This window comes from Erwinia sp. TECH1, from assembly GCF_054057575.1.
Map to the genome: position 1 here is coordinate 703,807 of NZ_JBSRZK010000001.1, position 12,786 is coordinate 716,592.

General features: G+C 55.9%; 14 protein-coding genes. 13 read left to right on the forward strand and 1 reads right to left on the reverse strand.

Features of this window, described 5'->3' with window-relative positions; genetic code table 11:
• Positions 1–20: 20 nt before the first annotated feature.
• A complete protein-coding gene (gene mpl, locus ACVWZ0_RS03125; RefSeq protein ID WP_125290337.1) occupies positions 21–1,373 on the forward strand; it encodes a UDP-N-acetylmuramate:L-alanyl-gamma-D-glutamyl-meso-diaminopimelate ligase in 1,353 nt (450 codons plus the stop codon).
• A 45-nt stretch (positions 1,374–1,418) separates the two neighbouring features.
• Here the strand turns inward: mpl and yjgA are convergent, their stop codons facing one another.
• On the reverse strand, positions 1,419–1,961 hold the full coding sequence (yjgA, locus tag ACVWZ0_RS03130; protein WP_253455830.1) for a ribosome biogenesis factor YjgA: 543 nt from the start codon (positions 1,959–1,961) through the stop codon (positions 1,419–1,421).
• A 162-nt stretch (positions 1,962–2,123) separates the two neighbouring features.
• Between yjgA and pmbA the strand changes: the two genes are divergently transcribed.
• The 12 genes from pmbA (at position 2,124) to ACVWZ0_RS03190 (ending at position 12,770) form a co-directional block, all read left to right on the forward strand.
• Positions 2,124–3,464, forward strand: coding sequence for a metalloprotease PmbA (gene pmbA, locus ACVWZ0_RS03135; RefSeq protein ID WP_125290339.1), 1,341 nt, complete (start codon positions 2,124–2,126; stop codon positions 3,462–3,464).
• A 573-nt stretch (positions 3,465–4,037) separates the two neighbouring features.
• Positions 4,038–4,406, forward strand: coding sequence for a tlde1 domain-containing protein (locus ACVWZ0_RS03140; RefSeq protein ID WP_253455826.1), 369 nt, complete (start codon positions 4,038–4,040; stop codon positions 4,404–4,406).
• A complete protein-coding gene (locus tag ACVWZ0_RS03145) occupies positions 4,403–4,834 on the forward strand; it encodes a hypothetical protein (RefSeq protein WP_253455823.1) in 432 nt (143 codons plus the stop codon). Before ACVWZ0_RS03140 ends, ACVWZ0_RS03145 begins: the two co-directional genes overlap by 4 nt.
• A gap of 408 nt (positions 4,835–5,242) precedes the next feature.
• Positions 5,243–5,584: a glycine dehydrogenase gene (locus tag ACVWZ0_RS03150; protein ID WP_253455820.1), complete on the forward strand. Its 342-nt coding sequence runs from the start codon at positions 5,243–5,245 to the stop codon at positions 5,582–5,584.
• A gap of 24 nt (positions 5,585–5,608) precedes the next feature.
• Positions 5,609–5,971: a glycine-rich SFCGS family protein gene (locus tag ACVWZ0_RS03155; protein WP_253455817.1), complete on the forward strand. Its 363-nt coding sequence runs from the start codon at positions 5,609–5,611 to the stop codon at positions 5,969–5,971.
• A gap of 3 nt (positions 5,972–5,974) precedes the next feature.
• Complete coding sequence (locus ACVWZ0_RS03160) at positions 5,975–6,271, forward strand: DUF4312 family protein (RefSeq protein ID WP_253455814.1); 297 nt, start codon at positions 5,975–5,977, stop codon at positions 6,269–6,271.
• Between the two features lie 51 nt (positions 6,272–6,322).
• Positions 6,323–7,099 (forward strand): DUF4311 domain-containing protein, encoded by a 777-nt coding sequence (locus ACVWZ0_RS03165; protein ID WP_253455811.1) that lies wholly within the window; start codon positions 6,323–6,325, stop codon positions 7,097–7,099.
• Positions 7,100–7,109: 10 nt separating this feature from the next.
• Positions 7,110–7,751 (forward strand): DUF4310 family protein, encoded by a 642-nt coding sequence (locus ACVWZ0_RS03170; protein ID WP_125290346.1) that lies wholly within the window; start codon positions 7,110–7,112, stop codon positions 7,749–7,751.
• A 58-nt stretch (positions 7,752–7,809) separates the two neighbouring features.
• Positions 7,810–8,943, forward strand: a complete 1,134-nt coding sequence (locus tag ACVWZ0_RS03175; RefSeq protein WP_253455808.1) for an amidohydrolase/deacetylase family metallohydrolase — start codon at positions 7,810–7,812, stop codon at positions 8,941–8,943.
• On the forward strand, positions 8,927–10,048 hold the full coding sequence (locus ACVWZ0_RS03180; protein WP_253455805.1) for a DgaE family pyridoxal phosphate-dependent ammonia lyase: 1,122 nt from the start codon (positions 8,927–8,929) through the stop codon (positions 10,046–10,048). Before ACVWZ0_RS03175 ends, ACVWZ0_RS03180 begins: the two co-directional genes overlap by 17 nt.
• A complete protein-coding gene (gene dagF, locus ACVWZ0_RS03185; protein WP_253455802.1) occupies positions 10,045–10,785 on the forward strand; it encodes a 2-dehydro-3-deoxy-phosphogluconate aldolase in 741 nt (246 codons plus the stop codon). The genes ACVWZ0_RS03180 and dagF overlap by 4 nt, the downstream gene beginning before the upstream one ends.
• A gap of 74 nt (positions 10,786–10,859) precedes the next feature.
• Positions 10,860–12,770 carry a BglG family transcription antiterminator gene (locus ACVWZ0_RS03190; protein WP_253455800.1) on the forward strand — a complete coding sequence of 637 codons (1,911 nt, stop codon included), beginning with the start codon at positions 10,860–10,862 and terminating at the stop codon, positions 12,768–12,770.
• The last annotated feature ends 16 nt before the right edge of the window (positions 12,771–12,786 follow it).

The window sequence follows — 12,786 nt, forward strand, 5'->3', positions numbered from 1 at the left end:
TTTCAGTAAACGGACCTTTTATGCGTATTCACATCCTCGGTATCTGCGGCACATTCATGGGCGGTCTGGCAATGCTGGCCCGATCGCTGGGTCATGAAGTGACCGGTTCCGATGCCAACGTTTATCCGCCGATGAGCACGCTTTTAGAAAAGCAAGGCATTGATTTAATTCAGGGATATGATGCTTCCCAGCTCGATCCCGCGCCCGACTTAGTGATCATCGGCAACGCCATGACGCGCGGCAACGCCTGTGTGGAAGCGGTGCTGGAACGGAATATTCCTTACCTCTCCGGCCCGCAATGGCTGCACGATTTCGTCCTGCGCGACCGCTGGGTGATTGCGGTTGCCGGAACGCACGGAAAAACCACTACGGCGGGCATGACCGCGTGGATCCTGCAGGCGTGCGGGCTGGAGCCGGGCTTTGTCATCGGCGGCGTGCCGGGTAACTTCGACGTTTCCGCAACTTTAGGAAAAAGCCCATTCTTCGTGATTGAGGCGGATGAATATGACTGCGCGTTCTTCGATAAGCGCTCAAAGTTCGTGCATTACTGCCCGCGCACGCTGATCCTGAATAACCTTGAGTTCGACCATGCGGATATTTTCGATGATTTAAAAGCGATCCAGCGGCAGTTCCATCATCTGGTGCGCATCGTGCCGGGTCAGGGACGGATTATCGTGCCGGAGCAGGACAGCAACCTGAAGCAGGTGATAGCGATGGGCTGCTGGAGCGAGCAGGAAAGCACCGGCGAAAACGGCCGCTGGCAGGCGAAAAAGCTGACGCCGGACGCCTCGCATTGGGAAGTCTGGCTGGACGGCGAGCGCGTGGCGGAAGTGAACTGGTCGCTGGTGGGCGAGCACAACATGCATAACGGCCTGATGGCCATTGCCGCTGCACGCCACGTAGGCGTGAAGCCGGAAGATGCCGGTAAGGCGCTGGACGACTTTATCAACGCCCGCCGTCGCCTGGAACTGCGCGGCGAAGCCAATGGCATTAAGGTTTACGATGATTTTGCGCATCATCCTACCGCCATTCTGGCGACCATGACCGCGCTGCGCAGCAAGGTAGGCGGCAGAGCGCGTATCCTGGCGGTGCTGGAGCCACGCTCCAACACCATGAAAATGGGCATCAGCAAAGACGATTTAGCGCCTGCGCTGGGCCGGGCCGATGAGGTGTTTTTGCTGCAGCCGCACCATATTCCGTGGCAGGTCGCCGAAGTGGCAGAGGCGTGCGTACAGCCCGCTCACTGGAGCGCGGACGTGGATACGCTGGTAGAGATGATTGCTAAAACGGCGCAGCCGGGCGACTACATCCTGGTGATGAGCAACGGGGGATTTGGCGGCATTCATCAGAAGCTGCTGGATCGGCTGGCGTAACGGGCCAGCCAGTCGGCGCTGCGGGCAAGCAAACCCGCAGCGTTTTCAGGAGGCTTCGGCCAGCTCGCGCAGATACTGGAAGATCTGGCGGGAAGCTTTCGGCGGCTTATTGGCCGCTTTTTCTTTCTGGGCGTTGCGGATCATCGAGCGCAGCTGCTGACGATCGGCGTTCGGATAAAGCTGTAAAACGTCCGCCATCGCGTCATCGCCTTCGGCAACCAGACGATCGCGCAGCATCTCCAGCTTATGGAACAGCGCAACCTGCTGGTTGTGACGGTTCTTCAGCTTGTCCAGCGCCTGCCGGATAGGATCTTCGTCGCGCGAGCGCAGCATTTTGCCAATCAGCTGCAGCTGACGGCGGCGTCCCTCTTTCTTGATCTTCTGCGCCAGCTCGATGGCGGCGCGCAGATCTTCATCCAGCGGGATTTTATCCAGCGAGTTACCGCTCAGTTCTACCAGCTCGGCGCCCAGGCGCTTCAGCTCTTCGGCATCACGTTTAATTTCACTTTTACTGACCCAGATAATTTCATCATCTTCTTCTTCGTTATCTGGTACATCATCGAGCCAGTCGTCAGGCTGTTTGGTCATGGGAGGCTCCCTAAAAAAGAGGCTAATGCTATCAGGAAACTCAGGCTACTGCGAAATTGTTCGCTGAGTCTGTTAGACTCAGGTAAACCTGAAACCCTGAAGAGTCCGGAAATCTGGTGGCGTATACCCAGAAAAGCCCTCTGTTAATTATATGGTAGGTCGATGAAATTACTCTCCCAAGTTGCAGAACAGCGTAAAACCCTCGAAGAGGCGGTCGCAACAGCACTCGAGCTGGCCAAAGCCAGCACCGATGGGGCGGAAGTCGCCGTCACCAGAACCACGGGGATCGGCGTCAGCACCCGCTACGGCGAAGTAGAAAACGTTGAATTTAACAGCGACGGCGCTTTAGGCATTACCGTTTATCATCAGAATCGCAAAGGCAGCGCGTCTTCGACCGATCTCAGCCCGGACGCCATCGCGCGTACCGTGCAGGCGGCTGTCGATATCGCCCGCTATACCTCCGCCGATCCTTATGCGGGCGTGGCGGATCGCGATCTACTGGCTTTTGATGCGCCGGATCTGGATCTTTTCCATCCCACCGATCTTGATCCTGACAGAGCGATCGAGATGGCGGCGCGGGCCGAGCAGGCTGCGCTCAAAGCCGACAAGCGTATTACCAATACCGAAGGCGGCAGCTTCAACAGCCATATCGGCATGAAGGTCTTCGGCAACAGCCACGGCATGATCCAGGGCTACTCATCCAGCCGCCATTCGATTTCAGCCAGCGTTATTGCCGAAGCTAACGGCGATATGGAGCGCGATTACGCCTACACCATCGGCCGCGCTATCGAAGACCTGAAGTCGCCGGAGTGGGTCGGCGAAGAGTGCGCCCGCCGCACGCTGTCGCGCCTCTCGCCGCGCAAGCTCGCCACCATGAAAGCGCCGGTTATTTTTGCGGCGGAAGTGGCGACCGGCCTGTTTGGCCATCTGGTCGGCGCGATCAGCGGCGGCAGCGTCTACCGCAAATCCACTTTCCTGCTGGATGCGATGGGCAAACAGATCCTGCCGGAATGGCTGACCATCCAGGAGCAGCCACACCTGCGTAAGGGCCTGGCCTCTACGCCGTTCGACAGCGAAGGCGTGCGTACCGAACAGCGCGACATCATCAAAGACGGCGTGCTGCAAACCTGGCTGCTGACCAGCTACTCGGCGCGCAAGCTGGGCCTGAAAAGCACCGGCCATGCGGGCGGCATCCATAACTGGCGCATCAACGGTCAGGGCGACAGCTTCGACCAGCTGCTGAAAAAAATGGGCACCGGCCTTGTAGTGACGGAACTGATGGGCCAGGGCGTTAGCGGCATCACCGGCGACTACTCGCGCGGCGCGGCCGGTTTCTGGGTCGAAAACGGCGAAATTCAGTATCCGGTAAGCGAAATCACTATCGCAGGCAACCTGAAGGACATGTGGCGCAATATGGTCACGGTGGGCAGCGATATCGAAACCCGCAGCAATATTCAGTGCGGCTCCGTGCTGATCCCGGAAATGAAAATCGCCGGACAATAATTCTGGTGGCTTATGTAAGGGAGGCGCAGACTGCGCCTCCCTTTACTTCCCAGCCTGCTACTGATGGTGATGAGTTCTGCCCTGTAAAACCTTAAAATGAAAAGATCTCCGCCACAGTGAGATTTCTGCATGGATTAATATTTGCTTTGGAGGGCTTTAATGAATTTTGATGCTGAAACCGTAAATAAATGCACAAAAAGTGATAGCTATCGTAACTATCAATTTAGAAATCCCGCCAGGCAAAGAATACCAACCATAAAAACCTACACTAGCGCCGCTATATAAATATAGAGGCGATGAAATCGCCGGTAAAATAGAAAAAATTAGATAACCTTCCTCATATAGCCTTCACAACCCCGTCGGTTGCCAGGGTTCATGATGCGTAAGTGGCATGCGTAGAAATCCCACCTTGAATCGATAATACGCCAGGTTTATGCAAAATCAATTCTTTTTTGATTGAGGTTATAAGAGGCCTAAATTTTTTGCTGCCGCTATAGAAACGCTTAAGCGATATCTGTTAAGTAATCTTGCTAAGAGGCTTTATAACATGTGAGGTAAACAAGGAGAGTAACAATGGCATGGACGTATAATGTAATGATGAAGACCTTTAAGCGTAACGGGGAATACAAGTTCAGCGCGCTTTATGCTGGTTCTCCGGGCTATAAAGATAATCCTGAGTATGAATGTCTGCGCGATAGAGGCCCGTTGCCCAGAGGTAAATACCGGATCACAGGCGTTCCATTCACACATAAAAAAGCGGGTCGATTCACGCTTCGCCTTGAGCCAGATAAAGGCAACAATATGTGTAATCGGAGTGGTTTTCTAATTCATGGAGAAAGTCAAACGCATCCAGGCGAAGCCTCAAATGGCTGCATCATACTGGATCCAAGGTTCCGTAAAGCAATTTGGGATTCAAAGGATAAGGAGATTATTGTTGAATGAGATATTTTCTTCTCCCCTTAATTATTTGCAGCACCTGTACGCTTGCCGCGCCGGTGCTTGATAATAATTGTAATTCGCCCATATCAGGTACTGCCATAAGAATGATGGATAAAATGCATGAGGAAATGCATATTGACATTAAGAGCATACCGCCCGATGGGGTAACCACGGAATTGCTATTCAACGAACCTGTCTCTGATTTGTTATCACAATACTATGCCGAAAAAACCTATAAAACCGATACCCTTTTATCGATAAGCGATAACAAAGAAATATATTCACAGGATAATCCTGTTAACCTCATAATTAAGTTTACTGTTAAAGATAAGGAGGGAAAAGAGGATATTTTCCTTGTCTCTACCATTGCGAATGATTATGAGTGTAATATAGAATTTAACGGTTATTTGATTGTCAAGCGTGAATTCTGATTTTGCCCCTGTGTCAGCGCGCAGGGGCTTCTCACTATCTGGGAATTTACTTTATGTCTGTTTTATTTATTAAATAGAGCTAATCTTTCTTTTTTTTATTTAAATAATGATTTCGTTCTCCACTACCATAAGCAATTCCTATGGTTTCCATCAGGATAGCCGCTGCGATCGCCGTTATCGGCCGATCAGGCAGACATTTTTTCTGTCGTACTGTGATTTACCTTCCACTTTTGCTCTTCTGTTAAGTGAAATAACCATTTTGTGAAGGATTTCCCTGGCTTCGCGCTTATTTCCACTTTGAAACGGAAAAATGCGGTCTACAAAATCGCTACCTCCGGCGCTACTTTATTTCTCTCGCGAATAAATTCGGTTTACAGCCGAACCAAAACGGAAAATAAGGGGCGTTGCGTGAAAGACGGAGCAGTGGCGGTAAAAGAAACCGACGAGCAACAGGCGGTTCAGGCGCTTGCCGACAAAATGATGATGCAAATCAGCGAGCTGTTTGCTGCCAAAAATATTTATCCTGATGCCGTTCAGCAAAAAATGCTGGCTTCGCACGTGCGGGCAATGGCTTCGCGCTCGCTAACGGGCGAACCGCTGCCGGAAGTCGAGGCTGAACTGTTTGACGAGATCTCGCCGGGATCCATGTTGCTGGCCCAGCAGGTGGTGGATCTCTTTGGCAACTTGCCCCAGGAAGAAGCCTGGCTGCTTTCCGTTCACGTTGAAGTCGCAAAAGAAAACCAACCGTAAATTTACCAGCCGGAGAAAATGCTTATGTCACAAGTCATTGTTGTTATTGGCGATCGTTTAGGGAAAGGCCAGAAAGTCGCGGCAGGCGTCGAGAAAGCGGGCGGGAAGGCCGTGGTGGTGCCGGGCGTGGCGGCGGACATGAAGCTGGGCGACGTCATGAAAGCGGAAAACGCCACTTTTGGCATCTCTTTTTGCGGCAGCGGCGGCGCAGGCGCTATTACCGCGCAAACCAAACACGGCTACAAAGCGAAATATGGCATGCGCTCTGTAGAAGAGGGCGTAACCGCCATCAACGAGGGCGCGAACGTGCTCGGCTTTGGCTTTATGGACAAAGAAGAGCTGGGCGAACGCCTGGTGCAGGCCTGGAACAAGAAGCACGGTGCCTGACCGATGAAGGAGCAATTTACCACAGCGGTAAAGGTCAGCGGCAAAGGCGACAGCAAAGAGAAAGCGTTCGCCGATGCGCTGAGCGGTGTGCAGAGCACGCTGCTAAAGACGACCGGTAAGGTGCTGCTGCGCATTGAGCCGCAGGAGGTCAGGGTGGTGCTGGCGCGGGAAAGCGTCAGGAAAGAACGCTTTTTGTTTTTCTTTCTGGCGAGGGAGCGGCGGAGTTACAGCATCGAACTGGAAATTACCGTCAGCGTGAACGCTATCGATGTCGACAAAATCGATTTCCTCACGCGCTAGCCGGGCAAACATAACTTAAAAACGTTGGCGCAAGCCTGCAAGGAAAGTGTGATGTTTTTAATTATCCTTTTTAAATCTCTTATTATCGGCGGCCTGGTCGGAGTAGGCGTTGGCGCTGGCGCCGCGCGTATGTTTCATGCGCCGGCGACTCAGGGCATGGGCGCCTTTCGCACGCTGGGTGAACTCAACTCCTGTGAAGGCGATCCCGCCTCTCACTTCTCGTTTGGTCTGGGTTTCTTCTTTAACGCCTGGGCTTCTTCCGTTGCCGCAGGCTCGTTTACCCAGGACGTCGACCACCGCATTATCCCGAACTGGGGCGCGGCGGCGCTGATGATCCGAAACCGCAACCTGGCAGAAACGCTGCACGATCCGAAAAAAATGGCCATCGCCTGCGGCCTGATCGGCATGGTGGTGGTCGCCTTTCTGAATTCTACCGCTTCGGCCGTGCCGGCGGCGCTCCAGATCACCGCCGTTAAGGTGCTGGTGCCTGCGGCTAACCTGCTGGTCAATACCGTGATGCCAGTGATCTTCTGGCTGGCGGCAATCGATGCCGGTAAAAAATCGGGTTTCTGGGCCACCATCTTCGGCGGCCTGGCGCAGCTGATTATGGGCAATGCGGTGCCGGGACTGGTGCTGGGCATTTTGATCGGCAAGGGCGTTGAAGAGAGCGGCTGGCATCGCGTCACCAAAGTGATGATGTTCGCCATCGTGCTGCTGTTTGTCCTGAGTGGCTTCTTCCGCGGCTTCGATATGAAAATGCTGGAATCTTTCCGGCTGGGCGTGCCGGACTGGCTGTCGATGTTCCATAACGCGCTGAGCGGAAAATAAGGAGAGGAAAATGGAAGCAAAAAGCGGTTTCTGGTATGCCGACTGGTCTTTCCCGATCTTTGTCGGCCTGCTTTCCGCCGGCGTGTTCGCCGGAACGCATATGTATTACGTCTATGGGCTGGGCGCGTTTAACGAGGTCGCCTTTGTCTCTATGCTGCGCGCGGGTATGGAAACCGGCGTCTATGGCGCGGTGGCGGCCTTTGGCGCGAGCTTTCTGTTCGCCCGTATTATCGAAGGGTCGCTGGTAGGCATTCTGGATATCGGCGGCGCCATCCAGACGGGCGTCGGCCTTGGCGTGCCGGCGCTGCTGTTGGGCGCCGGATTTATCTTCCCCGTGGCCAACTTTGCCGCCTCGCTGCTGACCGGCCTGATCCTGGGCCTGGCGATCGGCTACCTCATTATTCTGGCGCGCAGGTTCACCATCAATAACAGCGATTCAACCTATGGCGCCGACGTCATGATGGGCGCGGGCAACGCGTCCGGGCGTTTCCTCGGGCCGCTAATTATTCTCTCGGCTATGGCCGCCTCAATTCCCATCGGTCTGGGTTCGCTCATCGGCGCGCTGCTGTTTTATCTCTGGAACAAGCCTATTACCGGCGGCGCCATTCTGGGCGCAATGCTGCTGGGCGCATTTTTCCCGGTGGCGCTCTAGCCCGATCGCCAGGGCTCAGCGGCGCTGGCGACCGCTTTTGCAGACGGAGGAGTTTGCCATGTTTGATTTTATTGTGCGCCGGGCGCGCCTGGCGGACGGCGGGCTGACCGATATCGCCGTACACAACGGAAAAATTGCCGCGCTGGGCGAGGTCAGCGGTCAGGCCACGCGCGAGTACGATTTGGCCGGGCGTTTTTACCTGAGCGCCGGATGGATCGATTCGCACGTGCACTGCTATCCCAATTCGCCGATTTATCACGACGAAGCGGACTGCATCGGCGTTGCTACCGGCGTGACGACCGTCGTGGATGCGGGCAGCACCGGCGCGGACGATGTTGACGAGTTCTGTCGTTTAACCCGCAGCGCCCGCACGCAGGTTTACGCCTTGCTGAATATCGCGCGCACCGGCATCGTAACGCAAAACGAGCTGGCGGATATGACGCAAATCGACCGCGTCGGCGTGCGTGAGGCGGTGCAGCGTTTGCCAGGGTTTATTCTTGGCATCAAGGCGCGCATCAGCAGCAGCGTGGTAGGTAAAAACGGCGTGCAGCCGCTGATCCGTGCCAAAGCGATCCAGCAGGAAAACGGCGGGCTGCCGCTGATGGTGCATATTGGCAATAACCCGCCCAATCTGGATGAAATAGCCGATCTGTTGGACAGCGGCGACATCATCACCCACTGCTATAACGGCAAGCCCAACCGCATCCTGACACCTGCCGGTCAGCTGCGCGCCTCCGTTCATCGTGCCCTGGAGCGCGGCGTGCGGCTGGATGTGGGGCACGGCACGGCCAGCTTCAGCTTCGACGTGGCGCGCGTGGCTATCGCGCAGGGCATTCTGCCGCAAACCATCAGCTCGGATATTTACTGCCGCAACCGCCTTAACGGGCCGGTGCATTCGCTGGCGCACGTGATGGCGAAATTCTTCAGCGTAGGCATGACCCTGCCGCAAATTATTGACTGCGTGACCGCCAACGCGGCTGACGGCCTGCGGCTATCGCAGAAGGGACGGCTGGAGGTGGGCTATGACGCCGATCTGACTGTTTTCGACGTGCAGGATGCGTCCTGCGTGTTTACCGATTCCGAAGGCCAGTCGGCCACGGGCGAAAAGCAGCTGGTGCCGCTGGCCGCCGTGGTGGCTGGCCGCTGGTTTGTTACCGAAGAAGGGAAAAAGCATCATGTCTTCGATTTATGAGAAATATGGCTTAAAACAGGTCATTAACGCTTCGGGCCGCATGACCATTCTGGGCGTCTCTACCCCTGCCGCCGACGTGGTGGACACGGTAAAGTACGGCCTTAACCACTATTTTGAAATGAACGATCTGGTTGATAAAACCGGCGCTTATATCGCCAGCCTGCTCGGCTGTGAGGATGCGGTGATGGTTTCCTGCGCGTCGGCGGGCATCGCGCAATCCGTGGCGGCGGTCATCGTCAAAGATAACGACTGGCTGCTGGAAAACCTACACGCCTCGCCGCTGATTGTTCCTCACCATATCGTGGTGCCGAAAGGCCATAACGTTAATTACGGCGCGCCCGTCGGCACTATGGTCGCGCTGGGCGGCGGGCGTCTGGTAGAAGCAGGCTACGCCAACGAATGCTCCGCCGCGCAGCTTTCCGCCGCCGTGACGCCGCAAACGGCGGCCATTCTTTATATCAAATCGCATCACTGCGTGCAGAAAAGCCACCTCAGCGTCGAACAGGCGGCCGCCGTTGCGCGCCAGCATAATCTGCCGCTGATTGTCGATGCGGCGGCGGAAGAAGATTTACAGCGCTACTACCAGGGCGGCGCGGATCTGGTGATCTACAGCGGCGCGAAGGCTATCGAAGGCCCTACGAGCGGGCTGGTGATGGGGCGCAAAAAATACGTTGAGTGGGTGAAGCGCCAGTCGCAGGGCATCGGCCGGGCAATGAAGGTCGGCAAGGAAGGCATCCTTGGCCTGACGCAGGCGATCGAAAACTATCTGCAACAGCCGAAAATGTCCGGCGCACAGATGGTCGAGAAGATGACGCCGTTTATCGACAACCTGAACGCGCTGGACGGCATCAGCGCGCGCGTGGTTTGGGATGCCGCCGGACGAGATATCGCCAGGGCAGAAATCCATTTCGACGAGCTTAAGATCGGTCTGACCACGGGCGACGTCGTGCAGAGGTTAAAAACAGGCGAGATAGCGATCTATTTTCGCGGCTATAAAGCCAATGAAGGCATTGTCGAGGTCGACGTGCGCAGTGTCTCGCCAGAGCAGCTGAATACTATTTACGTTTCCGTCAGAGCATTATTATCAGAAGGGAAAACAGCATGACGCTTATGCCAAATTTCTATCGCGATCGCGTTTGTCTGAACGTGCTGGCAGGATCGAAAGAGAACGCCCGCGAGATCTGGCAGGCGGCTGAAGGCCACGTGCTGGTTGGCGTGCTGTCGAAAAACTATGACAGCGTGGCAAGCGCCGTTGCCGATATGCGTGACTACGCGGCGCTGATCGACAATGCGCTCTCCGTTGGGCTGGGGGCGGGCGATCCGAACCAGTCGGCGATGGTCAGCGCTATTGCAGGCCAGCTGCAACCGCAGCACGTGAACCAGGTGTTTACCGGCGTGGCGACCAGCCGCGCGCTGTTGGGCCAGCGCCAGACGGTGGTTAACGGCCTGATTTCGCCGACGGGCAGGCCAGGCATGGTCAAAATTTCCACCGGGCCGCTCAGTTCGCAGGCGCCAGAGGGGATAGTACCGATAGCGACCGCGATTGCGCTGCTGAAAGATATGGGCGGCAGCTCGGTGAAATATTTCCCGATGGGTGGACTGAAGGCTGTCGAGGAGTTTCGCGCGGTGGCGAAAGCCTGCGCCGAGCAGGATTTCTGGCTGGAGCCGACGGGCGGCATCGACCTGGATAACTATGCCGCCATTCTGCAAATCGCGCTGGAGGCGGGCGTCAGCAAAATCATCCCGCACATTTACAGCTCGATTATTGATAAGGCTTCCGGCAATACTCGTCCGGACGACGTCCGCGCGCTGCTGGCCATGACAAAAAAATTGGTGGGGTAAGCGCGCGATCAAGGCCGGGCGATCCCGGCCCGTTTCGTTAACGGAGCGCAACCAAGACAACCACAGGAAACCCGGTGAGATTCCCTAACCAACGCCTTGCAAGGCTTTTCGATACGCTGCAAAACGAAACGCTGCCTCAGGACGAGCTGGCGCGCCGTTTTGCGGTATCTACCCGCACCGTACGTACGGACATTACCGCGCTGAATGAGCTACTGGCCGATCACGGCATCCGCTTTGTGCTGAATCGGGGCGAGGGCTATCGGTTAAAAATTGAAGATGCGCAGCGCTACAGCCAGCTGCGGCACCAGTCGCCTTCGTCTTTACGCATTCCCCGCACTTCGGCGGCGCGAGTGCATTACCTGTTAACCCGATTTCTCACCTCAGCCTATTCCCTTAAGCTGGAAGATCTGGCCGATGAATGGTTTGTCAGCCGCGCCACGCTGCAAAGCGATATGGCTGAAGTGAGAGAGTGGCTGGCGCGCTATCAGCTGGTGATTGAAACCCGGCCGCGCTACGGCATGAAGCTGTTCGGCAGCGAAATGGCCGTGCGCACCTGCCTGACCGATCTGCTCTACCAGATTGCACAGGAGGATGCCGACGATCCGCTGCTGCATCTGGAGGTGCTGAACAGCGGCATTCTGGCTACGCTACAGCCGCTGCTGAGCCAGTCGCTGGGGCGTTTTGCCGTCAGGATGACGGATGAGGGTGAGTTTTATCTGCGCCTCTACTGTGCGGTGTCCGTAAGGCGCATCAGCGAAGGCTATCCGCTTTCCGATTTCACGGCTGACGACGTGGATGACGACGTGCGAGGCGCGGCGCGCCATCTGATTGCGCTACTACAGCCGCTCACCGGCAAAGCGTTCTCAGCCGCAGAAGAAGCCTACCTGCGCGTTAATATCGCGGCACGGCGCGTTGAGGCGATTGCGCCGGATGCCATCAGCCCGGACGACGGCGAATCGCTGGTCAATTACATCCTTAGCTACATCAATACTCACTACAACTTTAATCTGCAAAGCGACGGGCAGCTGCGGGCAGATTTGCTGACGCATATTAAAACCATGATCACCCGTGTGCGTTACCAGATCGCTATTCCTAACCCGCTGCTGGCGAACATCAAGCAGCACTATCCGATGGCGTGGGACGTGACGCTGGCCGCCGTATCCAGCTGGGGAAAATACACCCCTTATACCATCAGTGAAAACGAGATGGGATTTCTGGTGCTGCATATCGGCGTCGGCCTGGAGCGGCACTATGACGTCGGCTACCGGCGCCATCCGCAGGTGCTGCTGGTGTGCGATACCGGCAATTCCACCGTGCGCATGATCCAGGCGATGCTGATGCGGAAATATCCGCAGATCGTGGTCAACAATATTATTTCGCAGCGCGAGTATGAGCAGCAGCCGGGTATTGAAGAAGATTTTGTTATCTCCACTACGCGCCTTGTCGAGAAACAGAAGCCGGTGGTGGTGATGTCGCCTTTTCCCACGGAATACCAGCTGGAGCAGATTGGCAAACTGGTGCTGGTGGATCGCACCCGGCCTTATATGCTGGAAAAGTTCTTTGACGCCGGCCATTTTCTTGTTATCGACCAGCCCGTAACCCAGGCGGAGCTGTTCCGTATGCTCTGCGATCGGCTGGAAAAAGAGGGCGCGGTCGACCAGACGTTTCACGATTCCGTCGTGGAGCGCGAAGCCATTGTCAGCACGATGTTTGGCGAAGGCATTGCGCTACCGCACTCGCTGGGCCTGCTGGCGAAGAAAAGCGTGGTCTATACCGTGCTGGCGCCGCAGGGCATCGCATGGGGAGACGAAACGGCCTCGGTGATCTTTCTGCTGGCAATCAGCAAAAGCGATTATGAAGAGGCGATGGCGATTTACGATCTGTTCGTGACGTTCCTGCGCGAGCGGGCGATGGCGCGGCTGCGCGACAGCAAGGATTTTGTCAGCTTCAAGGCGGTAGCGATGGATTGTCTGAGTCGGCTATAGCGGGCGACGCGGTATG